The 26,395-nt window shown below is 53.6% G+C and carries 25 protein-coding genes; 16 read left to right on the forward strand and 9 right to left on the reverse strand.

The window, feature by feature from the left end; all coding sequences use genetic code 11:
• Window positions 1-81 precede the first annotated feature (81 nt).
• The 7 genes from yfkAB (at window position 82) to BMY11_RS17250 (ending at window position 6,237) form a co-directional block, all read left to right on the forward strand.
• Entirely contained in the window at window positions 82-1,212 is a 1,131-nt protein-coding gene (gene yfkAB, locus BMY11_RS17220; protein WP_090578700.1) for a radical SAM/CxCxxxxC motif protein YfkAB, read from the forward strand.
• A gap of 62 nt (window positions 1,213-1,274) precedes the next feature.
• Window positions 1,275-2,627 (forward strand): hemolysin family protein, encoded by a 1,353-nt coding sequence (locus BMY11_RS17225; protein ID WP_090578704.1) that lies wholly within the window; start codon window positions 1,275-1,277, stop codon window positions 2,625-2,627.
• 179 nt (window positions 2,628-2,806) lie between these two features.
• The gene (locus BMY11_RS17230; protein ID WP_090578990.1) at window positions 2,807-3,028 is read left to right on the forward strand and encodes a spore coat associated protein CotJA; all 222 of its coding nucleotides are present in this window, start codon (window positions 2,807-2,809) and stop codon (window positions 3,026-3,028) included.
• 3 nt (window positions 3,029-3,031) lie between these two features.
• Complete coding sequence (locus BMY11_RS17235; RefSeq protein WP_090578709.1) at window positions 3,032-3,295, forward strand: spore coat protein CotJB; 264 nt, start codon at window positions 3,032-3,034, stop codon at window positions 3,293-3,295.
• A gap of 27 nt (window positions 3,296-3,322) precedes the next feature.
• Entirely contained in the window at window positions 3,323-3,892 is a 570-nt protein-coding gene (locus BMY11_RS17240) for a manganese catalase family protein (RefSeq protein WP_090578712.1), read from the forward strand.
• A 318-nt stretch (window positions 3,893-4,210) separates the two neighbouring features.
• Complete coding sequence (locus BMY11_RS17245) at window positions 4,211-5,236, forward strand: phosphodiester glycosidase family protein (RefSeq protein ID WP_256217619.1); 1,026 nt, start codon at window positions 4,211-4,213, stop codon at window positions 5,234-5,236.
• Window positions 5,237-5,556: 320 nt separating this feature from the next.
• Window positions 5,557-6,237 (forward strand): HAD family hydrolase, encoded by a 681-nt coding sequence (locus BMY11_RS17250; RefSeq protein ID WP_256217582.1) that lies wholly within the window; start codon window positions 5,557-5,559, stop codon window positions 6,235-6,237.
• Between the two features lie 300 nt (window positions 6,238-6,537).
• Here the strand turns inward: BMY11_RS17250 and BMY11_RS17255 are convergent, their stop codons facing one another.
• The 6 genes from BMY11_RS17255 to BMY11_RS17280 all read right to left on the reverse strand — a co-directional run bounded on the left by BMY11_RS17255 (window position 6,538) and on the right by BMY11_RS17280 (window position 13,547).
• A complete protein-coding gene (locus BMY11_RS17255) occupies window positions 6,538-7,668 on the reverse strand; it encodes a YheC/YheD family endospore coat-associated protein (RefSeq protein WP_090578721.1) in 1,131 nt (376 codons plus the stop codon).
• A gap of 176 nt (window positions 7,669-7,844) precedes the next feature.
• On the reverse strand, window positions 7,845-8,354 hold the full coding sequence (locus BMY11_RS17260; RefSeq protein ID WP_177182685.1) for a GNAT family N-acetyltransferase: 510 nt from the start codon (window positions 8,352-8,354) through the stop codon (window positions 7,845-7,847).
• A 102-nt stretch (window positions 8,355-8,456) separates the two neighbouring features.
• Complete coding sequence (locus tag BMY11_RS17265; RefSeq protein WP_090578726.1) at window positions 8,457-9,599, reverse strand: YheC/YheD family endospore coat-associated protein; 1,143 nt, start codon at window positions 9,597-9,599, stop codon at window positions 8,457-8,459.
• Complete coding sequence (locus BMY11_RS17270) at window positions 9,599-10,975, reverse strand: YheC/YheD family endospore coat-associated protein (RefSeq protein ID WP_090578729.1); 1,377 nt, start codon at window positions 10,973-10,975, stop codon at window positions 9,599-9,601. Before BMY11_RS17270 ends, BMY11_RS17265 begins: the two co-directional genes overlap by 1 nt.
• Window positions 10,972-12,165, reverse strand: coding sequence for a YheC/YheD family endospore coat-associated protein (locus BMY11_RS17275; protein ID WP_090578731.1), 1,194 nt, complete (start codon window positions 12,163-12,165; stop codon window positions 10,972-10,974). The genes BMY11_RS17270 and BMY11_RS17275 overlap by 4 nt, the downstream gene beginning before the upstream one ends.
• A gap of 20 nt (window positions 12,166-12,185) precedes the next feature.
• Window positions 12,186-13,547: a YheC/YheD family endospore coat-associated protein gene (locus BMY11_RS17280; RefSeq protein WP_090578734.1), complete on the reverse strand. Its 1,362-nt coding sequence runs from the start codon at window positions 13,545-13,547 to the stop codon at window positions 12,186-12,188.
• Window positions 13,548-13,821: 274 nt separating this feature from the next.
• Between BMY11_RS17280 and BMY11_RS17285 the strand changes: the two genes are divergently transcribed.
• Entirely contained in the window at window positions 13,822-15,114 is a 1,293-nt protein-coding gene (locus BMY11_RS17285; RefSeq protein ID WP_090578993.1) for a DRTGG domain-containing protein, read from the forward strand.
• Here the strand turns inward: BMY11_RS17285 and BMY11_RS17290 are convergent.
• From BMY11_RS17290 to BMY11_RS17300, 3 genes are all read right to left on the reverse strand, one after another.
• A complete protein-coding gene (locus BMY11_RS17290) occupies window positions 15,111-15,407 on the reverse strand; it encodes a YtpI family protein (RefSeq protein WP_090578737.1) in 297 nt (98 codons plus the stop codon). The genes BMY11_RS17285 and BMY11_RS17290 overlap by 4 nt on opposite strands.
• A gap of 106 nt (window positions 15,408-15,513) precedes the next feature.
• Entirely contained in the window at window positions 15,514-16,026 is a 513-nt protein-coding gene (locus tag BMY11_RS17295; RefSeq protein WP_090578740.1) for a sporulation membrane protein YtrI, read from the reverse strand.
• 3 nt (window positions 16,027-16,029) lie between these two features.
• Window positions 16,030-16,356: a YtrH family sporulation protein gene (locus tag BMY11_RS17300; RefSeq protein WP_090578996.1), complete on the reverse strand. Its 327-nt coding sequence runs from the start codon at window positions 16,354-16,356 to the stop codon at window positions 16,030-16,032.
• A 144-nt stretch (window positions 16,357-16,500) separates the two neighbouring features.
• Here BMY11_RS17300 and BMY11_RS17305 point away from each other — a divergent pair, with 144 nt between their 5' ends.
• From BMY11_RS17305 to BMY11_RS17340, 8 genes are all read left to right on the forward strand, one after another.
• Window positions 16,501-20,268, forward strand: a complete 3,768-nt coding sequence (locus BMY11_RS17305) for a DNA polymerase III subunit alpha (protein ID WP_090578743.1) — start codon at window positions 16,501-16,503, stop codon at window positions 20,266-20,268.
• A 226-nt stretch (window positions 20,269-20,494) separates the two neighbouring features.
• The gene (locus tag BMY11_RS17310; protein ID WP_371262866.1) at window positions 20,495-20,977 is read left to right on the forward strand and encodes a phosphatidylglycerophosphatase A family protein; all 483 of its coding nucleotides are present in this window, start codon (window positions 20,495-20,497) and stop codon (window positions 20,975-20,977) included.
• A gap of 183 nt (window positions 20,978-21,160) precedes the next feature.
• The gene (locus BMY11_RS17315) at window positions 21,161-21,355 is read left to right on the forward strand and encodes a glutamate decarboxylase (RefSeq protein ID WP_090578748.1); all 195 of its coding nucleotides are present in this window, start codon (window positions 21,161-21,163) and stop codon (window positions 21,353-21,355) included.
• Between the two features lie 42 nt (window positions 21,356-21,397).
• Entirely contained in the window at window positions 21,398-22,270 is an 873-nt protein-coding gene (accD, locus tag BMY11_RS17320) for an acetyl-CoA carboxylase, carboxyltransferase subunit beta (RefSeq protein ID WP_090578751.1), read from the forward strand.
• Window positions 22,260-23,267 carry an acetyl-CoA carboxylase carboxyltransferase subunit alpha gene (locus tag BMY11_RS17325; RefSeq protein WP_090578754.1) on the forward strand — a complete coding sequence of 336 codons (1,008 nt, stop codon included), beginning with the start codon at window positions 22,260-22,262 and terminating at the stop codon, window positions 23,265-23,267. Before accD ends, BMY11_RS17325 begins: the two co-directional genes overlap by 11 nt.
• A 56-nt stretch (window positions 23,268-23,323) precedes the next feature.
• Window positions 23,324-25,078: a pyruvate kinase gene (pyk, locus tag BMY11_RS17330; protein WP_090578757.1), complete on the forward strand. Its 1,755-nt coding sequence runs from the start codon at window positions 23,324-23,326 to the stop codon at window positions 25,076-25,078.
• Window positions 25,079-25,152: 74 nt separating this feature from the next.
• Window positions 25,153-25,674: an acyl-CoA thioesterase gene (locus tag BMY11_RS17335; RefSeq protein WP_090578761.1), complete on the forward strand. Its 522-nt coding sequence runs from the start codon at window positions 25,153-25,155 to the stop codon at window positions 25,672-25,674.
• A gap of 3 nt (window positions 25,675-25,677) precedes the next feature.
• The gene (locus tag BMY11_RS17340; RefSeq protein ID WP_090578764.1) at window positions 25,678-26,070 is read left to right on the forward strand and encodes an FxsA family protein; all 393 of its coding nucleotides are present in this window, start codon (window positions 25,678-25,680) and stop codon (window positions 26,068-26,070) included.
• Window positions 26,071-26,395: the final 325 nt, after the last annotated feature.

Here is a 26,395-nt window from a genome sequence, read left to right on the forward strand (position 1 = left end):
GCAACAAGCGAGCTTGAACATTACAATAAGAAGATATGAAGAACGAATGTTTATTTTAATAAAGTCAGGTGCTGAGAACAAATGCAAAATGCAATACGATTAACTGATGTAGATCCGAAATACTCGCCTTTCAACGATCATTGGGATCCGATTATCTCACTTAGCCAGCATGGCCGGCATGTGCTGACAAGCGTCGAGATGACTATGTCCAATCTATGCAATATGCGCTGCGAGCATTGTGCCGTTGGCGATACGCTCGTCATGGCTGAGCCAGCGAAGCTGCCGCTGGATCAGATGCTGCGCAGACTCGACGAAGTGGAGCATTTGAAGACGATTAGCATTACCGGTGGAGAGCCGACCTTCTCTTCGCGCACGGTGAAGGAATATATTATACCGCTATTGAAATACGCGCGCAGCCGCGGCTTAACCTCCCAGATCAACTCCAACATTACGCTTGATTACAGTCGTTATGAGGAGATTGCTCCATACCTCGACGTCATGCATATCTCGTTTAACTATACGAATAGCGATGATTTTCACGAAATCGGGTTCGCGAAGAGCGGCCATCCGGTTCCAAAAGAAACGGCTGCGCGGATGTACGAGCGGATGATCAACAATGCGCGTAGGCTCAGCGATGGCGGACTATTCGTCTCGGCGGAGTCCATGATTAACTATCGCACTTATAACAAAATGCCCGAGATTCACAAGCTTATCCTCGAGATGGGCTGCAAACGCCATGAGGTTCACCCGATGTATCCGAGTGCGTTCGCAGCAGATTTGCCGGTCATTACGCCTGCTCAAATGCGCGACGCGGTTAACGCCTTGCTCGATAGCCGGGACCCATCCATCTGGATGCTGTTCGGTACGCTACCGTTCTATCATTGCAATGAGAATGCGGAGGACCGCAAGCTGCTTCAGCGCCTTGTGACAGAGAAGCTTGTTACCGTTCGTAACGATCCAGATGGCCGCAACCGGTTGAACGTCAATTTGTTTACAGGCGATGTTTTCGTGACGGACTTCTCCGATGTTCCAGCTTTTGGTAATATTGGTGATGACCGACTGGACGAACTGTTCGGACGATGGCTTCAGCATCCGCTTGCCCGCAGTGTGGAGTGCCATTGTCCGGCTGCCGCTTGCTGCGGACCGAATCTGCTTGTGAAAGATATGTATTATCGGGATGTGGATTTCGGTACTCGACAAGCTATTCTGTAAAAGTGAAGGCGAAGTCGAGGCAAACACCGGTAGCATACCGATGAGAGGAGCGTTCAAACGCTGTGCATGAATTTGAATTCGGCAAAATCGTACTCTATATTTCTCTTGTCCTTTTTCTCGTATTGCTAAACGGTTTCTTCGTTGCGGCGGAATTTGCGCTTGTCAAGGTGCGGCAATCCCGCTTGACCCAACTGTCAAACGAAGGGCATACGCGTGCCAAATACGCACTGAAAGTTAACAAAAGGTTGGACTCTTATCTATCTGCTACCCAGTTCGGGATTACGCTCGCTTCGCTGGCGCTCGGTTGGGTGGGCGAGCCGGCGGTTACCGATCTTATCGTTGAGCCGATCTTTGCGGCTATCGGTTTGTCAGATGGTCCGGTCTTGCATACGATTTCGGTCGCGATCGGCTTCTTGGTCATTACTTTCCTTCATATTGTGCTTGGTGAGTTGGCTCCAAAGTCGCTTGCGATTCAGAAGTCTGAAGCGACTTCGCTCTGGCTGTCGATACCATTGCTGTACTTCTATCGGATGTTCCTTCCGTTTATTTGGGCTCTGAACGGCTCTGCGAATGCGCTGCTACGCTTCATTGGGGTCGAACCGGCAAGCGAGCATGATTCCGCTCATACGGAGGAAGAAATTCGGATTCTTATGGATGAGAGCGCGAAGAGCGGCATTATCAACAAAGAGGAGCTGCAGCTGTTCGATAACATATTCGAATTCTCTGATCGGCTTGCACGCGAGGTGATGTTACCGCGGACTGATATGGACTGCCTGTATGCAGACCAATCCTTTGCAGATAATATGAAGATCGTCTATTCGACGAAGCATACACGGTATCCGGTCTGCGTGGAAGATAAGGATCAATTGATCGGTTTCGTACATATTACCGATCTGCTGACGGCGGATCCGGATGAAGAACTGTCGCTGCGCCAATTCCTTCGCCCGATACTGAATGTGCCGGAATCGATGGAGATTAGTCACGTGCTGAAGCTGATGCAGCGTAAGCATTCGCAGCTTGCCATCGTAGTCGACGAATATGGTGGTACGGCAGGCATGCTGACCACCGAGTCGATTCTTGAAGAAATTGTCGGTGAAATTCATGACGAGTTTGATAATGAACAGCCGAACGTTGTCGTTAATGGCGACATCACTTCGGTAGATGGCCGGATGCTGATCGAAGAGATGAACGATTTGTTCAATCTGGATATTGAAGATGATGACGTTGATTCGATTGGCGGCTGGCTGTTCACGAAGCTCGAGGGCAACCCTGTCGTCGGCAAGAAGATCGAGACAGGCGGGTATGTGTTTGAAGTGGCGGAGAGTGAGCGGCTGCGCGTGCTGCGCGTACACATCTATGCTGCACCGAAGGGAACGGCTCGTGATAGCTCCTCTAAGGAGCAAGAGCAAGAATAATGTTGGGAGTCTGTGCCTGGTTATCGGGTACAGGCTTTTTTTTGTGCGCGTAGAGTTATGTATTGCCCGGGAAATCATTTAATAAGTCGAATAGGAACTAAAGCTAGGCGAGTGTCATATATTTGAAAAATGAAGCATTGTTTGAGATGCGCATTGTGAGGAGGAGTACACAGGTGAATGTGACGAAACAAACTCGCGAGTGGTATCCTTTTGTCGGCCCCTTCGACCCTTGTCCGCCTAAATATGTGAAATCCTATTCCGTTCCGCCCAATCAGTATATTCCGTATCAACCGATGAATTTGCCGCAGTTTCCGCTGGCGGATGCACTGAGGCTTGGCACGCTCTGGCCTGCATTGTTTAGCCCTTATGAGTCTAAATGCAAGCCAGGGGGAGGCACATAACGGATGAATAAGAAGCTGGATGAGAATTATTACCGCAAGCTTCTGGAGCTGCAGCAGCTGGATTTTGCGTTGGTTGAGCTAACCCTATACCTCGATACACATCCGAATGATCTGCAGGCGCTGCAGCAGTTTAATCAACTGGCCCAGCAGCGGCAGCAATGCGCGACACAGTTCGAGATGGAATATGGACCGCTTATGCAGTTTGGGCACAGCTTTTCCAAATATCCTTGGCAATGGGTCGAGAGCCCTTGGCCTTGGCAGGTATAAGCGCAGACGAAGGGAGGGCGATGCTGCATGTGGATTTATGAGAAGAAGCTGCAATACCCGGTTAGGGTCAGCAAATGCGATCCGCGGGTCGCGCGCTATCTTGTAGAGCAGTACGGCGGGGCAGATGGCGAGTTGTCGGCGGCGCTTCGTTACTTAAATCAACGATATTCGATACCGGATAAAGTAGTTGGCTTACTTACGGATATAGGCACAGAGGAGTTCGCTCATCTTGAGATGATTGCGACGATGATTTATAAGCTGACAAAGGATGCGACGCCGAAGCAGCTGGAAGAAGCGGGACTTGGCTCGAACTATGTCAATCATGATAACGGACTGTTCTATGCCAATTCTGCGGGTGTGCCGTGGACGGCAGCGTATATCGGTACGAAAGGCGATCCGCTCGCTGACCTCTACGAGGATATTGCAGCGGAGGAGAAGGCGCGTGCGACGTATCAATGGATTATTGATATGACGGACGACGTGGATTTGCAGGATGGATTGAAATTTCTGCGTGAGCGGGAAATTGTCCATGCGATGAGGTTCAAGGAAGCGGTCGAGATGATCAAGGCGGATCGAGATACAAAAAAAGTGTTTTAATGGCCTAGAAGGATGAGAGAAAGCTGGTGTGCCATTACGGTATGCTGGCTTTTTTGACGTGTGTTAGTCCCAGGAGAATTTGTAAATTTTCATTAGTGACTGAAACTTTTCGGGGGGAGGCGGCGTCTACATGTTACGGACATTACTCGTATTTTGGAAGTGAGGAAGCTTTAATAAATGGAAACGAATATACCAGCGGGCAGCAGAACGGGAGCGTCTTCTGTTCCGCCAAGAAGAACGACTCCTCCTCAGACGCCTTTTTCCAGACGTCTTAAGCGAATTGTAAGAGTTGTCGCAATTACCGCAATCGTGTTGTTTATGCTCGGCATAGGCGGTATCATCTGGATGTTTATTACGCCTTCAGGCAACAATTTTCGCTATTTGATCGCGGATACACTCATTACGACGCAGCATCGTTATTTGGCCAAATATATTATTGGGCAGCATGAGCTCGATTCACGAGTGAAGGAGTACCAGAACCGATTCGATGCAATGGGTGATGAGCGGGATACGCATGAGATCAGTCCTTCACCAGGTGAGCAGACGAGTGAGGACAGCGGTGCGGCAGAGCAGGAAAAGCCGCTTGTTCAGATCGAGAAAATTTCCGGGCATGGCTACAGCGGCTACGTCATGACCATCAATGATCCGAAGAAGATTCGCATCGCCGTGCCAGAGAAGGCGGGCCGAGGCGAACGGGTGCTGAGTATGGTTCAGCGTACAGGCGCGGTAGCAGGAGTGAACGGCGGCGGCTTCGCTGATCCGAATTGGCAGGGGAACGGGTTCCAGCCGATTGGCATCGTCATGTCGGGCGGCGAGCTGTTCTATAGCGACCTTGGCAAGTCGCGTTCGACGCAGGTCGTCGGGCTCGATAAGCAAGGCAAAATGATCGCTGGCCGCTATACGCTCGCAGAGCTGCAGCAGCTTGGCGTACAGGAAGCGGTGACATTCCAGCCGCGTATTATCGTCAATGGCAAAGGGCTCATTAAGAATGCTGCAGATGGCTGGGGCATTGCACCGAGAACGGCGATGGGGCAGCGAGAGGACGGGGCCATTCTGTTTGTCGTCATTGACGGGCGCCAGCCGGGCCATAGCATTGGAGCAAACCTATACGATGTGCAAAATATTATGCTCGCGCATGGCGCAGTGATCGCCGCAAACCTCGATGGCGGTTCTTCCACGATGCTCGTGAAGGACGGAGCGGTGCTGAACAAGCCATCAACGAAGAGCAGCGAGGGTCGATATTTGCCGTCGGCATGGCTCGTGTTTGAGCATCCGGAGCAGGCGGTTATCTCGAATGTGTGGGCGGGATTGAAACCGGGCGATATCGATCCGGGGAAATGGTAAGAGATTGAGGCGGGGAAAAGAAAAATGATCTAGAAAATTGAGGTGAGTCTTGCACCTCTTAGAGTGCCGGAGAAAGAAGTCCTGTCCTGGGGACTTCCTCTCGGGCACTTTCTTGTTCACGTTCTCTTTTCACGCTAGGCGCTCGTGGGCTCGTAGGTGGTTACGATCCGTTAGCCGGGCGCGGTGGTTGGCTGTCAGAGATCAGTCGAGGTAGGGAAACGAAAAAGCAGTGACAAATGGTTAGCACGGCGCGTCTTGCACCTCTGACTTCTTTTCCAGTATGATAAAAGGCAATAAATGGTGAAATGGGGTTTGTTCGCTTGAGTAGTTGGGTACAGTTAGCAAAACCTGAAGCAATAATTTTTGATATGGACGGTACGTTGTTCGAGACCGATACACTGCTTGTTCACGTGCATGAGCGGATCTTCGAGACGCTTCGCAAAGAGGGGCTGTACATGCAGCCTACCCCGCCGGTGGAGAGATTGCTCGAGTGTCTCGGCATGCTGCTTGAAGATATTTGGCGCAAAGTGATGCCAGAAGCCTCGGAAGCAGCGCAGCGCCGAGCGGACGAGCTCATGCTGCAATACGAGTTGGAGGGACTCGCAGCTGGCGAGGGACAGCTGTATCCATATGTGGAGGAGACGCTGCGTGTGTTGAACGAGCGCGGGTTTAAGCTGTTCGTCGCCAGCAACGGACTGGAGAAGTATGTGAAAGAGGTGGCGCGCTACAAGGGCATAGCGACGCTGTTCGATGGCTTGTACAGCGCAGGCGAGTACGGCACCGCCTCGAAGGTTCAGCTTGTCGCGCGGCTGATGGCCGATCACGGCGTTACGTCCGCGTGGATGGTTGGCGACCGCTCCTCGGATGTGGAGGCGGGCAAAGGCAACGGCTTGCAGGTCGTCGGCTGCGCCTACGCCGTCTACGGGCGCCAGGAGGAGCTGCAGGGCTCCGACGCGTTAATCAGCGACTTCCGGCAGCTGCTGGAGCTGGCGGGGGAATAAGCGGCACTTGGGAACCGCTGCGACGTGTAGCGTGTGACGCGTAAAGGGAAAGTGGCGTTCCGCCAGCTGGAGCAGCCGAGAGAGCAAATACGCTCTCTCGCATGGCGGAATCCCGCCAAAGCAAACTGAGAGAGCAAATACGCTCTCTCAGTTCTAATAAAAGCATCGTCCCGCTAGCTCAATCAGTCGAGAGAGCAATGTAGAAACATCCAATTAGTGATCGGCATGCGCCGGAACCGACCTCAACAGCAATAACAGAGAAACCCACCGTTTTCAAACAAAACGTGGGTTTCTCTGTGCTTAATCATATGACGACGGGGCGAGCTTCTCTTTCCGTCGTTTTTTTTGTTCGTGCAGCCAGATGGCGTATTCTAGCGGCCTAATGATAGCCGTCCGGTAGGTGTCGCGTTCGCCTGCTTGGATGAACACTTCGCGAGCTGGCTTCGGATTGACCTCGAGCAGCCAGATTTGGCCCTTGCGGTCAATTGCAAGGTCAAGAGCAAGCTCGCATAGCCGTCCGTAGGACTGCTCGAGGAATTCGGCGATCTCGACGCCGAGCAGCTCCGCTCGCTCAATGATGTCATGCGTCACTTTATCGTCTTTGATCCACTCGCTGAGCAGCTCTTTCATTTTGACCGCTTGCCCGCCGCCGTGCAGATTGGACGTGATGCTGCGAGAAGCGCCAATCCTGCCGGCACAGCCAGTTACGTCCCATTCGCCTTGCCCATTCTTTTGCACGAGCATCCGGTAATCATGGACACGCCCGTTCGGCAGCTTCAGCTGAATGCCCTGCTGGACGAGATAGTGGTTATCCTTCAAGTTCCATGAAGCCAGCCTGTTCTGAATGCTGGAAAGCGCGACCCGCTGCGGCGATACGATCCGGCGATCCTGGTCACGGCCTTGAATCGAGTAGCTGCTTCCCTGTTTCTCAATACGAAGAATGCCACGGCCGCCGGTGCCGTTGATCGGCTTTAAGTAGACGAGCGGGTACTTGCGGATCATCTCCATCAAGTCATTCGAGCTCTCATACATGCGCGTCAGAGGCAGATGCTCCTTGAAAACCTCTTCCTTGCGCATTGTTTTGTAAACCGTCCATTTGTTGCGCAGCACGCGGTTCAGGAAGGTGAGATGCCCATACTTCCTGCGGAAATTGCTCAGCTCCACGAATCGATGGCTCTTCTGAATCCGGCACCTGTCATAGATCATATGAGGAAAAGAACGCCACTTCCGCGTCCAGCTCTGCGTTGCAGCATCATACATATGTGCGTTAATCCGGTTCTGTGTATAGTTCACGTCTGAAGGTGTGAATACGAACACCTCAAGGCCAAGCTTCTTTCCTGCAATGATCATCTTTTGATAGACAGGCCTCTCCTCGAGCATGCCATTGTCATTGAGATAGAGGGTTAGGATGCCGAGAACCGGCTGACCCATAATAACTCCTCCTAAAATTTTTGCGTTAGTTACCGAAGGTGGAGCAGAAATTTGACTTCGGAAGCATAAGCTTTAATTTTTGCGTTCGTTACCGAAGATGATGTTGCAAAAGGTTCACATCGGAAGCGTCGACTAAAATCCGGCGGTTGATGCAGAATTGCATATTCCTGCAGCTGCTAGCTCTCAAACCGGAGCGTCGGCTTGCCCGTCGGACCGGTATGCAGGCTGACCGCCTTCATGCCAGCGCGGAAGCACATGCTCATGCTAGCTGGGTTATCGGCAGCAACCGTGCAAGCGAGGCGCCCGAGGCGCCGCTGCAACGCCGCAAGCAGCGAGCTTCCAGCGCCTTGGCCACGAAACTCCGGCGAGACGACGACGAAGCAGGCGCGTTCGCCGCCATCTTCCGCGAAGGCAACGGCGGCGAGCTTGCCGCCTACCACCGCAATCGCTATCGCCGCTTCGGGTCCAGCTCCAGCTTCGCCGCTCCTGACGCTCGCTCCGGCTCCAGCCCCGTCTTCTCCGCCACTGCCGCCCGCTCGGCTTGCCGAGAGCCGCGCGGGAGCAAGCTCCTGAAGCGCGGCAAGCGCTGCGGTTGTAATCCGTTTATCGCCATACCGATACAGAAAACGAGTGATCTTCTCTTTCGATGCCGGCCACTGGGACGGCGACAACAGCTTCACTTTCACAGGGGAGTTCACTCCTCGCGTGCACGTTACCCGCAGGCGCACTTCGCCACACGCTCCAGACGCCATGTTCTCCGCTCAACGTTCGACGTTCCATTTTCCCCGCTACAGCCCTCGCATCTTTAGCAAATATTGGCTGTATTGGAAGATCCGGTCGAGTGAACGTTTGCGGATATCCGGTTCATCGAACTTCATCGGCTTCGCATTCGCCTCGAAGAACCAGACATGGCCGTCTTGATCGACGCCGAGATCCATCGACATCTCCATCAGCTTGCGGCGGGAGCCGCGCTCGATCTGTCTCGCGATAATGAGCGCTGTATTGCGGGTCTTTATTAGCAGTTTACGTGCTTCATCTTGGCCAAATACGCTGACAAGCAGCTTCTCTGGGTCTTCGATGCTGCCGCCGCGCGGCACATGCGTCGTAATGCTATAGGAGCCGGCGACGCGCGCGCCGATGCCGCTAATATCCCATTGGCCGCGCCGGTTCTTCTGCACAAGCGTCCGCAGGTCGAAGGAGCGTTCATTGAATGCTGCGAGCTGAATGCCTTGCTGCGCAATATATCGCTCGCCGCCGCTTTCTTTGACAATCTTGGCCCAGAGCTTCGCAATCGAGCCGCAGTTATAGCTCGTGCTGCCCTTATCGCCTTGAATCTTCAGCGTATAGGGGAGCGTCTTCTCCGGCTGCAGCTGAATTGTCATAATGCCCTTGCCCGCTTTGCCACTGACTGGCTTCAAGTACAGGAAGCGATGCTTCAGCATCATTTTGCCGAGGCCTCCTGCCGTCAAGAGACGCCGCGTAGCGGGAATGAACGGCTGCGTCGTGCGTGATTGGCGAAGCCATTTGAATAAGCTCCACTTGTTGAAGAACGAAGGATTAAAGATTTGAATTTGCGGATGGTTGACACAGGCTGCAATCTTCCGCCTTGCTTCCGGCTGCAATTCATCCTCTCGCAGCGGAATCCGGTTATAGATCAAGTTCGGCACAGGGAACTTCTGCCCAATCCACGTATCGGTATCTCTGTCATAGGTGAAGCCGTCAAGCAGCTTCCGACGAAGCTTCAGCTGCTTGACAGTTACAACGTAAACGAGGAAGCCATGATCGGCGCCGGCTGCAATAATATCGGCGAAGTTGCTCCGGTTGCCGCGAAACAGCTGGATGTCATCTTCAATCGTCAATATTGCGAGAACGGACTGCTTGCTCTGAATGATGGCTTCTTCTGCTGAATCCTCGTGAAATACGAGTGCCATCAATCTTCGCCTCCTTGCCCCGTGAACTTGCTGAGGTACATACAGTGCTCCAGGATATGATTGACCGACTCCCGTCCTTGCGCGCGCAGTGCCGGGTGACTGAAGATCGAACGGCCAGGCTTCGCATTGGCTTCGAACATCCACACCTCGCCGTCTTTGTCGATGCCGATATCAAGACCGAGCTCGCCGAGCGTATGCGGGAAGTTGCGCTCGATCGCTTCCGAAAGCTTCACGGAAACCTCCTTCGCTTTCGTCAGCATCTCGTCGGAGCGATCTCCGAAGGCCTGCTTAAGCGCCTGCTCCGGTGTGAGCAGGGAGCCGCCATTCTTGATATGCGTAGTTACGCTACCGCGGCCCGCTTTCTTCGCGCCGATGCCAACCGGCACCCATTGATTGTTGCCGTTCTTATGCATATGAAACCGGAAGTCGAGCGGGCAACCGTCGATTTCGATGAGCCGTACGCCTTGCTGGCTCACGTACCTGCCGAGTCCGCTGCCGTGCCTTGTTTCCAGCATCCGCATCAAGCTGTTGAAGTTCGTAAAGCGCAGCAGGACGTTAGTGCCGCCTCTGCGGTAACGGGCGAAGTACCCGCGCTTCGGATGATACGTAAGTCGGTAAATACCGATGCCAAGACTGCCTGCAGTCGGCTTGTAATAGATGAATTGATGATTCTCGAGCATCTCTTTTATTTTATCTGAGCGAGGGTTCGTGACGGACTCCGGCAAGTGCTGGAGTGCCTCTACATCCTTATCGAGCAGCTTATACACATCCGATTTGTTGAAGAAGCTCCAGTTGAAGAACGGAACGCCTTTGCGGATGAATCGCTCCCGTAATGACATGATCGTAGAAGTCGTCTCAGCTACGCGGCTCGGCAGCCGGTTGTAGATCACATCGGGAAGCGGAACGACTTTGCGGAACCAGCCGCCAGTGCTGTTCAGGAAGTAGCCGTTGATTGTGTTTTGATTCCAGTTCACGTCTCGCGGCGTGAAAGCGAAGAAGTATGCCTTGCGTTCTCCCATTCGCAGCAGCTGACGAATATATCCGGAGCGGGAGCCGAATGGAGACTCACTGGAACGGCCGCCGTCTGTCAGGACCCCGATGAGAGGACCGAGCTGAACCTCATTGTCGTCCCCTTGAACAAAGGAGATGCTGCCGGCTTTCGGCACGCGGATAGATTGACGGACGCCTGCGGACAGATAGAGATGGTGGCCTTGGCGCTCAATTGTTTTGACCGCTGCGGTTATGACCTCGTGGCCGAGCTTTAATTGGATTGTCTTCTTGCCGGCGAGCTTCAGCGACTTGAGGAGTGAGCCCGACAGATAGACAATGCGATCGTTTGATGGTGAGAAGTGTACATGACAAGATGTCAAACTCATGGATGAACCTCCTGGATGTATCTCCCTTGATTTCGGTTTGAATGAAATATCGGTTTCTGGCGAGCAGCGAGATGCAGGGCATACTGTAGCGGCCGCATGACCGCAGCTTCATACGTTTGCTCATCATCCTCAAAAGACTGACGGCCTGGCCTGCTGTTTGCTTCCAGCAGCCATATCCGACCGTCTTGTTCAATGCCGAAGTCGATGCCGAGCTCGGCAAACCGCCCGAAATGCTGTTCCAGTACTTCGGCTGCGCAAACGCTGATCCGGCGGATGAGCTGCAGCATCCGAGCTGCGGCATCCTCGCCGAAACGCTCAGCAAGCGCATTTGCAGCACTTGCTGCTGTGCCTCCGCCGTGCAAATTCGAGGTAACGCTTCCGCTCTCGCCCGTGCGCATAGCAGCGCCGGTGAACGACCATCTGCCGAATCGGTCCTTCTGCACAAGTGCACGAACGTCGAAGGGGCAGCCGTTCTCGTCAACCAGCTTGAGGTAAGGCTGGATGACGTAAGGCGCTCCCGCGGTAAATCGGAAGATCCAACTGCCAACGCTCCGCCAACTGGAGAACGCATGTGAAAGAGGACGGTTCCTTCGGTCTCTGCCATCAATCTGCCAGCCGTCTCCCGCCCGAATGAGTCGAAATGCTCCTCTGCCTTGCGCGCCGGCAGATGGTTTCATGAAGATGCCTTCCTCGTACTGGCTCGCAGCAAGTTCGAGACTATGCGCGCCGGAATAACCGACAGAGCGCGGGACATGCGGCGCTAGCTTGGCATTGCCGCTCAGCACGCTGTAGACATATAGCTTGCCGGGAAGCGAGCCGTTCAGCAGCATATACGGCTTCAATCGTTTTAGTTCGTTCAGCGCTTCTATCGTGAGCGCGTAATGATCGGATGACTTAGGCAGCGCTCGGTCATAGACAAGGTCGGGAAGCGGGAAGCTCCCTGCATGCCATACGCCGTCTCGCATTTGATAACCGTTGAGCATCCGGTTCGCAGAGTATGGGACGCTGGTGGCGCAGAAGAAATAAACGAGCAGCCCAAGTGATGGCCCAAGCTGGCTCAGCAGACGGCAGAATGAGTCCTCCGGCAATGCGGAAGGCGTCTTGCTCTCGCCTTGCGCGCCTGACATGGACTTCGGACGAATTTCACTGATCATAACGCCAAGTACTGGGGATTGTTCAGAGATAGCCAAGCGTCGCTACCTCCTTTTCATTAAAATTCGGCAAGATGCCGGGCATAGCGAATCATATTGCGGACGGATGGGCGGATTTTGTTATCCTGCAGCGGTGTGTTATCGTTCTTGGACGGCTTCGAGTTGACCTCGAGCAGCCAGACCCGACCGCTCGTATCGAGCGCCAGATCGATTCCAAGCTCACCGAAGTGAGCAGGGATGTGCGTATCAATACCTTTCGCAATTTCAAGAGCGGCGCGAGCTAGCTTCCCCGGTGCATCATTGCTGTTCGAGAGGTTTGACTTTGCGACCGCCTCGCGAACGGTGCTGAGCGTACCGCCTCTAGCGAGATTGGAGACAAAGTGATTGCTTCCGGCTGTGCGTGCGACGATTGATGTAAGCATCCATTTGCCCATCTCATTCTTCTGCACAAGCGCCCGGAAATCGACAGGCCGCCCCAAAATATCAATCAGATGAAGCCCTTGCTGGATCTGGTAACGCACCGTTTTCATTTTTCCGGAGATGGAGGCGTACAGTTTGGCGATCCCGTTAAAATGCTGTCTCCGCGTTCCGAGCGTAGTCGCATATTGCGCTATATAAGAATCGGTATCAACTCTCGAGATGCGGATGATGCCTTTGCCCAGACTGCCGCGCACCGGCTTGAGAAAGACGGTGTTGTACTTACTGCACATCGCCTTGAGCATCGGTAAGCTGCGCAGCACATGCGACTCCGGCAAATATTTGATTAGGGAGCCGTCCTTCACCAGTGCTTCGAACACTTCGGATTTATCGAGAAACTTCTCGTTGAACACCGTACTGCCATGCCGCAGCTTCACTTCTTTAATAAACTGCTGTACATTCAGACGATTCTCCAGCTTGCGGCTCGTTAAACGGTTGTTGACGACATCGGGAACGGGCATCATCACTTTCCGCCAGCCATCGGAGTAGACCCATCCCTCAACATTATTGAAATTATCTGTCACATGATCCGGAGTGAAAAAATAAACGTGAGCGCCTTGGGCGGCGCAGGCATCGACGAGTTCCTTGCAGAACAAGGTGATGGAGCCGAACGGCCGATCTCTCGTTTCGGGATCGTCACGGCTGATAAGAACACCGATCAACGGGCCAAGCGAGAGAGTGGACGTATCGTAGTTGTAACGGATGCGAAGCGATGTACCAACGAATAAGCCCATCTTTCTTGCTAAGCTTTGACCGATGCGCATGCCGTCATATCGCTCAACTGGCACCACTTTGACATAATGGCGGAGCGCTCCAAACTTCAGGACGACCGGCTGTCCTTGCGGTATTTTCCATTGTCTTAAATAAGCATCGCCGAGCATTATGGCATCATCCGGCAAGATGCCTGGGCTGATGACCTGAACGGCGACTTTCGATTTGAGCATCGACGAAGCTCCTTCCAGGCTGGAGGATGACGAGGTGCAGCTTCTGAAGTCTTAGGCAGTTACACACGAATTAATTCATCATATGAGGACAGATATACCTTGGTGATTGGCGGACAGCGTCGGTACAGGGAAAAATAGGCATTTGCCCTACGTTTTTTCTGAAAACTTGACCTGCTTCTGCTACAATAAAACGTATCGAATACGAGAAAAGGAGTGACCGTCCGTGGCTTCCGGAGTAAATGGGATAGAAGCGCTAACGAAACACGAGCGTCTTATGCAATATATTAATGCGCTCGAAATCGGTACCAAACTATCGGTGCGCACGATGGCAGAGGATCTCGAAGTAAGCGAGGGCACGGCGTACAAGGCGATCAAGGAGGCGGAAGCAGCCGGGCTTGTCAGCACGAAGGAACGGATCGGCACGGTCCGCATTCAGCGCCGCAACCGGGAGACGCTCGATCGGCTGACGTTCGGCGAGGTAGTTGAAATTGTGCAAGGCGAGCTGTTCGGGGGTGCGGCGGGGCTCGATAATACGCTGCATAAGTTTGTCATAGGCGCGATGGAGCTCGATGCGATGGTGAGATACATCGACGCAGGGAGTCTTCTCATTGTCGGTAACCGGGAAGGGGCGCATAGATGCGCGCTCGAGCAAGGCGCGGGCGTGCTGATTACGGGGGGCTTCGGCACAAGCGAAGAGATCAAGCGGCTCGCCGATGAGAAGGGGCTGCCAATTCTCTCCTCCAAGTATGACACCTTTACCGTCGCTTCGATCATTAACCGGGCGATGTTCGATAGGCTAATCCGCCAGAAAATCATGCTCGTCGAAGACATCGTCACTTATAGCCGTCCGGTAGAGACGATGCGCCTTGGCGAGACGAAGAACGATTATATGCTGCTTGCAGCAAGGGTAGGAGGCTCGCGCTTCCCGGTGCTAGATGACCGTGGCCGAGTCGTCGGCATGATGACAGCCAAGGATGCCGATGGCGAGCCGGATACACAGCTTGTTGACAAGCTGATGACACGCAGCCCGATTACGGCGGCGCCGAACATTCCGATTGCATCCGCGGCGCATACGATGGCGGCTGAAGGCATTGATCTGCTGCCGATTGTCGATAAGAACCGCAAGCTGCTCGCTGCGCTAAGCCGAACGGAAGTGCTGGAAGCGATGCGTTATGCAGGAAAGCAGAAGGAGTCCGGTGAAACGTTCGATGAATTGATCGGTGCGGGATTCGCGAAGAAAGAGAGTGAACAGAGCGACTGGCTCTATGAGGGACGGATTACGCCGCAAATGTCCGGGACTTTCGGCACAATTTCAGAAGGGGTGCTGGTCACCTTAATGACGCAAGCTGCGCGGGGGCTAATACGCGAGATGGGGAAGCGGGACTATATCATCGAGAGTATGACGACGTATTTCGTAAGGCCGATTCAGCTGGAGAGTGAAGTAGTCATTCAGCCGAGCCTGCTGGAGATGAGCCGCAAGAGCGCCAAGCTCGAGATTGAGCTAAGGGACCCAAACGGCCTCGCTGCCAAAGCTATGCTCACGGCGCAATTAATGGATCCGTACTAACTTTTCATCGAGCGGTAAATGCTGTTATTACGCAAGCCCGCGAACAAGTTGAATAGGCCAAGCACGATAAACAGCGCGCCGATAATGACTTTGATTGTCGATCCGTTGTAAGCGAGCATGACGAACAGGGCGATGAAGACGAGCATGATGCCCATGTAGATGTTCATGCGTGCAGCATACATGCCTCTTTGCCGCGTATCGTTCGATCGGCGTGCTTTATAGCTGTTATAAACCGAGAATAGCGATGCGCCGATAATCACGATGACGATCAGCCAGTGAAGTGTACTTTCCATGAGGTTAATTGCAGCTCCTTTTTTGCTGTGCAGGTTAATAGTTTTGTCCTATTGTAGCATGAATTGCTGTCCTAGCGAAAATAAGGCTGCTGCCCACTTGTGTCGATTATTTGATCGGCCTCGTATACGGATTCGCTCTAAACCATACCTGCAGCACATTATCGACGACGAGCATCGTCCGAATTTCGACATTGAATTCTTTGCCGCTCGTAAGCAAATACACTTTGTTATCCATCAGCTCTCGGCCGAGCTCGCCATTGGCATTAATCTTATAAATGCTCGTGCCGACGAAGACGCTTAAGTCCTTCCTCAGCTTATCCTTCAGCTCCAGCTTCAATTGCTCGTCCGTCAGGGCAGGGCCATCCGATGATTTATTGTCCAGCAAGATCGGCTGTACAGTCTTAATGACTGTGTGCTGGTCTTTAAATTTATTCAGCTTCTCAATCCGATCCTCATATTCAATCAATTTATCCTCAAGTCCCGTATTGCTGTCGCGTAAAGCGTTGAAGCTCATAAAGAAGACCGCGTGATAGGCCACCGCGCCTAGTATGGCGCCAAGCACGACATAAGCGCATGCCTGAACTAGTCTCGTATACCGTTCAAAGGGCGGAACGCGCATGGGTCAGACCGCCCCTCTACATAGCCAACGAATCAGCTCTGTCCCCATATGCGCGCCGAGAAAAGCGCACAGAATGTAGGCGATCTGAAATGCGACTGGCGATAGATGACCCTCGATCATATTGCTTTCAATGACTCGCATCGGGTCGATTGTGCCGCCTACAGCGGCGACGAGCGCCCAAATCTTGAGCCGTGATGCGGTATCCAGCATGATGGCAGCAGGTGCCGAGAGTACGAATACCGAGCCGATTCCAGCTAGCATAGAGCCGCCGAACACGACGCCGAAGGCGATGAAGAAGTCAATCGTAGCTTTCGATAAGAAGGAGTCCATCTTGTTCATTACACCCTCCTGTGAAATACGTGGGGTACGGCTGCACAAGCGGCTCGTCCCCTAGTCCATTCTATGGGCGAGCAAGGCGGCAATATGATAAACTAGTATAAATGCTTTTTCTCTGAAAGAAAGAAGTGACGAACAATGAGCGGCGAACGCGATTTTGTCCATTTGCACGTGCATAGCGAATTCAGCCTGCTCGACGGGGCTGCTCGGATTAAAGATTTGGTGACCCAAGCTTCTGCGCTCGGCATGAAGTCGCTTGCCTTAACGGATCACGGCGTCTTATACGGCGCTGTACCTTTCTATAAAGCTTGTATCGCTAGAGGCATCAAGCCGATTATCGGCTGCGAGGTTTATTTCACAACGGGATCGCGCTTCGACAAAGGCGCGCGCAAGGATAATCCGATCTATCATTTGATTCTGCTTGCGAAGAACGAGACGGGCTACCGGAATTTGATGAAGCTAAGCTCAATTGGTCACTTGGAAGGGTTCCATTACAAGCCTCGGATTGACCTGGAAGTGCTGACTCAGTATTCGGAAGGGCTTATCTGCCTTAGCTCTTGTTTGGGCAGCGAGATTGCTCAGCATCTGTTGCATGACCGTTACGAGCATGCGCTGAAGTCTGCGGAGCGTTACCGCTCCATATTCGGCGAGGATTTCTATCTGGAGCTGCAAGACCATGGCATGCTGGAGCAGAAGAAGGTGCTGCAGGCAACCCTTCGGCTCTCGCAGGAGACAGGTATTCTGACGGTAGCAACGAACGATGTTCACTACTTGCAGCCAGCAGACGCCGCCGTTCAAGACGTTCTGATTTGTATTGGAACTGGCAAGACTGTTGAAGACGATGACCGGCTCAAAATGATGACGGATCAGATGTACCTCAAAAGCGCGGATGAGATGGCGATGCAGTTCCGCCAGGCGCCAGAGGCTGTGTCTCGAACGGTGGAAATTGCGGCAAAATGCCAGCTTGAGCTGACATTCGGTCGCGCGCTGCTGCCGAGGTTTAGCCCGATTCCGGCAGGGAGGAGCTCGGCGGACTACTTGTCCGCGCTCTGCCATGAAGGGCTTGAGACGCGTTATTCCGGGGAAACGGCATGGACTTCGGACGCGGGCTATAAGCAGAACATCACGGAACGTCTCGACTATGAGCTTGGCGTTATTGACAAAATGGGTTTCAGCGACTATTTCCTCATCGTGTGGGACTTCATCCGGTTTGCACATGAGCAGGGTATTCGGACAGGTCCCGGGCGGGGATCGTCGGCGGGCAGTCTCGTGGCGTATACGCTTAACATCACGGATGTTGATCCAATCAAATACAAGCTGCTGTTCGAGAGATTCCTCAATCCGGAGCGAGTTTCGATGCCGGATATTGATATTGACTTCAACGATGAGCGCCGCGACGAAGTCATCAGCTACGTGTCTGCGAAGTATGGCGAAGAGCATGTGGCGCAGATCATTACGTTCGGTACGATGGCAGCAAAAGCAGCCGTGCGCGACGTTGGCCGCGCGATGGCCGTTCCGTTCGGCGAGGTGGATCGGGCAGCGAAGCTGATCCCGAACCAGCTTGGTATAACGCTTGAGGAAGCGATGCGTGTCAGCGCTGAGCTCCGCGAGGCGGCAGAGCGCCAGCCGAAGACAGCCGATTTGCTTCGGATGGCGCTTAAGGTAGAAGGAATGCCGCGCCATGCCTCGACGCATGCGGCGGGCGTCGTTATTTCCGGCGAGCCACTCACGCACTATGTGCCGCTCCAGGCAGGAAGCGAGAAGACGGCGCTGACGCAATATTCGATGGAGCATCTGGAATCGGTCGGCCTGCTCAAGATGGACTTCCTCGGCCTGCGCACACTCTCCATTCTTGAACGTACGCTCGACTGGGTGAAGAAACAGCAGGGAATCACAGTTGATTTCCGCTTTATTCCTGACGATGATCCGGCAACCTATGCGATGCTCTCGCGCGGCGAGACGACGGGGATATTCCAGCTTGAGTCCACCGGAGTTCGGCGCGTGCTGAAGGAGCTAAAGCCGACTCAATTCGAAGATATCGTCTCTGTCACGGCATTGTACCGTCCGGGTCCGATGGAGTTTATCCCGAAATATATTGCTGGTAAGCATGGAGATGTTGCGGTGGAATACCCGCATCCGTCTCTTGAACCTATTCTCGCCGATACGTACGGCATTATCGTATATCAAGAGCAAATTATGCAGATCGCTTCGAAGATGGCGGGCTTCTCGCTTGGTGAAGCGGACTTGCTCCGCCGTGCTGTATCGAAGAAAAAGCGCGAGGTGCTCGATGAGCAGCGCGCTCACTTCGTAGAGGGCAGTCTGAGCCAAGGCTACGCAGAGAAGGACGCGAATGCCGTTTACGATATGATCGTCCGTTTCGCGGACTACGGCTTCCCACGTGCTCATGCGGCGGCGTATGGCGTGCTCGCGTTCCAGACAGCTTGGCTGAAGGCGAATCATCCCGTGCCGTTCATGGCTTCCATGCTGGCATCGGTCACAGGCAGCCAGCGGAAGACGGCGGAGTATGTAGACGAATGCCGCCGAATGGGCATCAACGTGATGCCGCCAGATGTGAACGAGAGCAATGTGACGTTTACTCCGCTCAACGACGCGGTTCGTTTCGGCCTCGCTTCGATCAAGAACGTGGGCACGCAAGCGATCGAGTCGCTCATGAAGGAGCGGGCGGATCGCCCGTTCGAGAGCTTGCTTGATCTGTGCCGTCGCGCTGACCTGCGCGTTGTGAACAAGCGCGTGCTTGAATCGCTTATTCAAGCAGGAGCTTGTGATTCGCTAGGCGGACATCGCGCGCAGCTTGTCGCCGTGCTCGATGAAACCGTCGAAGCGGCGCTGAAGTGGCGGAAGGAGCGCGAGGAGCTCCAGATCGAGCTGTTCGGCTTCGATGAAGTGCAGAACTGGGATGTTGAGCTTCCGGAGGTTCCGGCTTATACGACAGGCCAGAAGCTGTCGCTGGAGCGGGAGCTGCTCGGTATGTATTTGTCCGGGCATCCGCTCGACGCATATGAGGCGGAGCTTGCGGAGCTGCCGCTCGACCGGCTCGTTGATTTGACGGAAGTGCCGGATGGGGCTTTCGCCATCGTAAGTGCGATGGTGGTGTCCGCGAAGCATTTTACGACGAAGAAAGGACAGGCGATGGCCTTCCTTGAAATCGAGGATCGCATTATGCGCGTTGAGGCAGTCGCATTCCCGACGATCTGGAAGCGACATTCGGCTGCGCTCGATCCGGGCAGCCTCGTCATTGTGCTCGCCAGCGTGCAGCATCAAGATGAGGACTATAAGCTCCTCATCGAAGATGTCGTGCCGCTTGGCGGCGGCACTGGGATGGGCAGCGCGCCCGCCGATGTGGCCGCGCAAGTGCAGCGGCTGCAGCGGCAGGCCCGCAGCCGCAGCAACGAAGCAGCGGCGCGCGGCGGAGGCGGCGGCTCCGCGGCCGGCGGCGGCACGTCTGCGCGGCCGGCGCCAGCGGTGCAAGCTCGCGGCGCCGGAGCTTCGCAGCCGGGCAGCGCAGGCGCACCGCGGCAAGCAGCGCCCGCAGCGCCAGCTCGCGCGAATGCGCCAGCCCGCAGCGGCGGGGCTTCGCAGCAAGCGGCTCCGTCAGCGCAGCCGGCGGTCGCCCGCAGCGCTGGCGCTTCGCAGCAGCCAGCCGCAGCGGCTAAGCGGCCGCAGCGCCTCTACGTCAAGATCGTTGCTGGCAGCGAAGACTCCGCATCGCTCGCGAAGCTGAAGTCGCTGCTGACGGCAAGCCCGGGCATCTATGAAACTGTTCTGTTCTATGAGAGCGAAGGACGGACTGTCGCGCTAAGCGACGCCTTCCGTATCAAACCATCGGAGTTGTTGCTGTCGCAAATCGAGTCGATTTTTGGTAAAGGATCGGCGGTTGTGAAATAATAACGCTAATGGACTCGAATAATCGTTTTATTCAAGCAGGCACATGTGGATATGAAGCTGCATACATTTAGGAGACACAGAGCGAATAGCAACTCGAGTGGGTTGCTTGCAGCTTTGCATTCGCCGCTTGTATGAGCTGAAGAAGCCAGGGAACTTCGTCACGATTCTCCTGTCTCCACCCAATTCGTACAAGCCGGACAGTGGGGGATGAACAGTGTCGTCCGAGATGGAGAAATGGCTGAACAGACGCGGTGTATCGGTAAGTGATGTTGCAGATATTGTATTTTCGCTGCAGCGTCCGTATAATGCGGATTTGACTTATGAGGAATGCGAGGAGAGCGTGCTAGCCGTGCTTGGCAAGCGTGAGGTGCAGTATGTCCTATTTACAGGCATTGCACTCGATGAGCTGGCGGAGCAGAAGCTACTGCCGGCGCCGCTGCAAGCGATAATGGAAGCCGATGAATCGCTCTTCGGCGTTGACGAAACACTCGCGCTCGGCATTACAAATGTATATGGTATGATCGGACTTACCAGCTTCGGCTATCTGGACAAAGTGAAGCCGGGCATCATCCGTAAGCTTAATGAGAAGGGCACGCATGTGCATGTCTTTCTGGACGATCTCGTCGCGGGCCTTGCTGCCGCTGCATCCGCAAGGATTGCGCATCAGGATCCAAAAGCGAACCGGTATGAAATCGCAGACACGCCTTAATTCGCGTTAACGCCGCTTTTCGGGTCTGGAATATGCTCACAGCCCTTGCGCCGTTGCGATGAAAACCAAACATATGGTATCATGATGACATCATATGTCCAATTAACATGTGTTCATTTTGCGGCTAATGCCTATACAAGTGTGTTCAGATGTTCTTTTTATCATTGCAAGGAGGTACCTTTCATGTGGACGGTTATCTATATCGCGCCTACGGCAAAAATTGCGGAGAGCATCAAAAACCGGCTGACCCAAGAAGGGTTTCTCGTAAAAATCAGGCCAATTAACGTATCGAAACAGCAATACGAGATATTGGTCCCATCTGGCGAACTGGAAGAAGTGCAGGAAGTGCTGAACAATATTCTAAACTCGGGGCGGTAATAGCTTAAACTTACTGCGCTCCGCTCCAAAGAGGTGTCACTCGTGTTCAAGGACTTATTTCATAAAAAGAAGTATGCCACAATTCCATCGGGTCAGCCGCGTACGAAACCGGATATTCCGGAAGGCTTAATGTCTAAATGCCCGAAGTGCGGCAACATTCAATTTAGCAAAGAAGTCGAGAAGAATTTAAAGGTTTGTCCGGGCTGTGGGCATCACTTCCGGCTTAATGCTTGGGAGCGCATCGCCATTACGCTCGACGAAGGCAAACTGTCAGAGCTGGACGCGGATCTCGAATCCGTCGATCCGCTCGGTTTCCCAGGTTATGCGAGCAAGCTGGAAGCACAGAAGAAGAGCTCCGGTCTTAAAGATGCTGTTGTTACGGGAGTAGGGACGATCGGCGGTTTGCCGGTCGTCGCCGCTTTCATGAGCTTTGATTTCTTTGCAGGCAGCATGGGTTCCGTTGTCGGTGAGAAGATTACTCGAGCAATCGAGCATGCGCATGCGAACAAGCTTCCGCTGATCGTGTTCTCCACTTCGAGTGGCGCGCGTATGCAGGAGAGTATTCTCAGCCTTATGCAGATGGCGAAGACAAGCGCAGCACTCGCGAGGTTCCAAGGTGACGGCGGTCTGTATATTTCAATCATGACCGATCCTACAACAGGCGGCGTCTCCGCAAGCTTCGCATTGCTTGGCGACTTTAATTTGGCCGAGCCTGGCGCGCTTATCGGCTTTGCAGGCCGCATCGTAATCGAACAGACCATCCGCCAGAAGCTGCCGGACAACTTCCAAACCGCGGAGTTTAACCTGCAGCATGGACAGCTGGATAAAGTAGTGCACCGTAAAGAAATGAAAGCAACACTTGCAAAATTGCTTGATATGCATTCGGTAAAGGGGGAAATTATCAATGGCGGGTGAGCTGCCGTTTGAGAAGCCGCTTAACGAGCTGCAAAAGAAAGTCGAAGAGCTGAAGAAGTTCGGCCAAGATTCGGGTATTGATTTCAGCGATGAAATCGCCCGTTTGGAAGAACGCTGTAAGCAGCTGCAAGAAGATCTGTACAACGAGTTGACGCCTGCGCAGAAGATGCATCTGGCGCGTCATCATGGTCGCCCTACGACGCTTGACTACATAGGGACGATTTTTACAGACTTTATCGAGCTTCACGGCGATCGTCTGTTTGCCGACGACCTTGCAATTGTTGGGGGTCTAGCGAAGCTGAACGACGTGCCGGTGACCGTTATCGGTCATCAGCGCGGCAAAGATACGAAGGATAACATTGCCCGTTTCTTCGGCAGTCCGCATCCAGAAGGGTTCCGCAAGGCGCTCCGGTTGATGCAGCAGGCGAACAAATTTGGCCGTCCGATCGTAACGTTCATCGATACGAAGGGTGCTTATCCAGGTAATACAGCGGAAGAACGCGGTCAATCCGAAGCGATTGCCCGTAATTTGCGTGAGATGGCGATGTTCGGTGTACCGATTATTTGTGTCGTCATCGGCGAGGGCGGAAGCGGCGGTGCACTTGGCCTTGGCGTTGGCAACCGCGTCTTGATGCTCGAGAACGCAATCTATTCGGTTATTTCGCCGAATGGCGCGGCATCTATTCTATGGAAAGATGCGGCCCGCGCTGACGAGGCGGCTGCTGTCATGAAGATTACAGCTGCTGACTTGCAAGGGTTTGGCATCATCGAAGAAATTATCGCCGAGCCGCAAGGCGGAGCGCATCGTGACCTAGCCGAGCAATCGGAGACGATCAAAGAAGCGATCTGGCGTCACCTTGGCGAATTGTCGAAGCTTTCGTCCGAGGAATTGATCGAAGACAGGTACGAGAAATTCCGCCGCATCGGAGAGTTCCACTCGCCGGAGCCGGATGCTGATATCGAACAGATACAAGAGGCTGAATCTGCCGGAGTTTAAATAATGACTGTATAACGACAATGTGATCGATGCAGACGGAGGATGGAAAATTACTTATGCGTAAAACGAAAATTGTATGTACGATCGGACCTTCCAGCGAATCGCTCGAAAATACGAAAAAACTAATTAACGCGGGCATGAACGTTGCTCGTCTGAACTTCTCCCACGGCGACTTCGAGGAGCACGGCAACCGAATCAAGAACATTCGTCAAGCTTGCAAAGAGCTTGGCAAAACAGTTGCAATCCTGCTCGATACGAAAGGCCCTGAGATTCGTCTGGGCAAATTGAAGGAAGAGCCAATTGAGCTCGTTCAAGGCGATACGATTACTCTGACGACAGAAGAAATTCTCGGTGACCGTAACCGCATTCCGGTAACGTACTCGAATCTGCCTGCAGACGTTGAGGAAGGCTCCACGATTTTGATCGACGACGGTCTGATCGGCCTGACAGTTGAAGAAGTTGCAGGCACGGAGATCAAATGCCGCATCGTGAACAGCGGTCCAATTAAGAGCAAGAAGGGCGTTAACGTCCCTGGCGTACACATCTCCTTGCCTGGTATTACAGAGAAGGACGCAAACGATATCATCTTCGGTATCGAGCAAGGCGTCGACTTCATCGCAGCATCGTTCGTACGTAAAGCGACGGACGTGCTTGAGATTCGCGAGCTGCTTGAGAAGCATGGCGCGAACCACATTCAGATCATCTCGAAGATCGAGAACCAGCAGGGTGTTGACAACCTGGACGAGATCCTTGAAGTGTCCGACGGCCTTATGGTTGCGCGTGGCGACCTCGGCGTAGAAATCCCGGCTGAAGAAGTACCGCTCGTTCAGAAGAAGATGATCCAGAAGTGTAATGTAGCTGGCAAGCCGGTCATTACGGCTACACAAATGCTTGATTCCATGCAGCGTAACCCGCGTCCGACTCGTGCGGAAGCAAGTGACGTTGCGAATGCAGTCTTCGACGGCACCGACGCGATCATGCTCTCCGGCGAGACAGCTGCCGGCAAATATCCGGTAGAATCGGTTCAAACGATGTCCCGTATCGCAGTTCGTGCGGAAGAGACGCTGGACTACCGTGAAATCTTTACACGTCAAGCGAATGCACAGCAAACAACAGTAACAGAAGCAATCAGCCAAGCTGTTGCCAACTCTGCACTTGATTTAACCGCAAAAGCTATTATTACATCTACGGAGAGCGGCTACACAGCACGGATGATTTCCAAATACCGTCCGAAATCGCCGATCATCGCAGTAACGCCGGTTGAACAAGTCATGCGCCGTCTGGCTCTCATCTGGGGCATAACGCCAGTACTTGGCACACCTGCTGAGACAACGGACGAAATGTTCGACATCGCTGTTCAAGGCGGCATCAGCTCCGGCATGGTGAAGCTTGGCGATACGGTTATCATTACAGCGGGTGTACCGGTTGGCCGCTCGGGTTCGACGAACCTGATCAAGATCCACACGATTGGCGAGATGATCGCTAAAGGTCAAGGGATCGGCTCACAAAGCGCAACAGGTAAAGTTGTTGTAGCGCGCACTCCACAAGAGGCAATCGCGAAGACAACAGAAGGCTCGATTCTTGTGACTGTTTCGACGGACAAAGAATATATGCCAGCGATCTCCAAAGCAGCAGCAGTGATCACAGAGCAAGGCGGCATCACTAGCCATGCGGCAATCGTTGCACTGAACCTGGGCATCCCGGTTATCCTCGGCGTACAGAACGCGCTTGAGCTTCTGCACGACGGATCTGAAGTAACGGTCTATGCTGAAGTTGGCGTGATCTACTCCGGACAAGCTAAAGTCATGTAATGGATTGAAAGATAGATAAGAAGCGATGGTGCCTTGGGTGCCGTCGCTTTTTGTTCAAAGCGGGTGATTAGGTGATGAAGAAAGAAATCGGAGCTGGGGATAAGGCGCTCTGGCATATGCATCCACTTCGCGTCCGATATCAAGAGACGGACCAGATGGGCGTTGTGTTTCACGGGAACTACTTGACGTGGTTTGAGATTGGACGAACGGAGCTTGTCAGGTCGCTTGGTCTGTCCTATATTGAGATCGAGAAGTCAGGACTTCTACTGCCTGTCGTTGATGTGGACATCTCGTATGTATCGCCGACTCGTTATGACGATATCGTATTTATTTGTACGCGGATCGAGGAGCTTTCCCCGATTCGGATGGCATTCCACTCGGAGATCCGTCTGGCTGAGGATCAGGCTGCTATTCCACAGCCACAGTGGTGGCATGAAGCAGAGCCGCCTGGAAAGCTGCTTACGAAGGGCGGTACCCGCCATGTGTGGGTTAACCGGGATTGGCGCCCAGCGCGGCTGGATAAGATGTTTCCGGCCGTCTACGAGCGCCTGCAGGCAGCGGCCGCTGGCGTTGTACAAGAGGAAGGGAGCGAGTAACCGATGTTAAAATGGCTCGTCGCTGCAATTATTCTAATTCCGGCAATTGAGATGTGGGGCATCATTCGAGTAGGTCACGCCATCGGCGGCTGGGCTACGTTCGGTCTCATCCTGCTCACCGGCTTCGCAGGCGCACAGCTCGCACGCCTCGAAGGACGTAAAGCGATCGCGGAGGTGAAATTGCATCTCCAAAGCGGCAAGCCTCCGGGCCATGCGATGCTCAACGGTATCTGTGTCCTTGTCGGCGGCTTGCTTCTCCTCATGCCGGGCTTCTTCACGGACATTGTTGGCATAACGCTGTTGTTCCCACTAACTAGACCGTTCTATCGGATGATGATCTACCGCTGGCTTGAGAATAAGATGCGCAGTGGCTCGATCACGATTTGGAGAAGGTAACTATATGCAAGCAAAGCGGCCAGCGCGATTAGCAATCCGGCTCGTTGTTTTAGCCTAGTATGCAAATGAAAAAAACACGCTTAGCCACAGGCTAAGCGTGTTTTTTCGTGTGTGCGCTAAACGTAAAGCGTGTCCTGTAAGGGACGAAAGCGAGCACTAGCACGCAGCTTCATAAACGCATCTCTGTAGCAGTCTACGTTCCCATGGTCCCACAGGGACACCAGGTACCTAAGCAACTTCAAACGTAATGCGTGTCCCGCAAGGGACGAAAGCGAGGTTACGCACAACCGTACTCGCGAGCGCTTCTCTGTAACCCAAACGTTAT

Source organism: Paenibacillus sp. OV219 (assembly GCF_900110075.1).
Classification (GTDB): Bacteria; Bacillota; Bacilli; order Paenibacillales; family Paenibacillaceae; genus Paenibacillus_Z.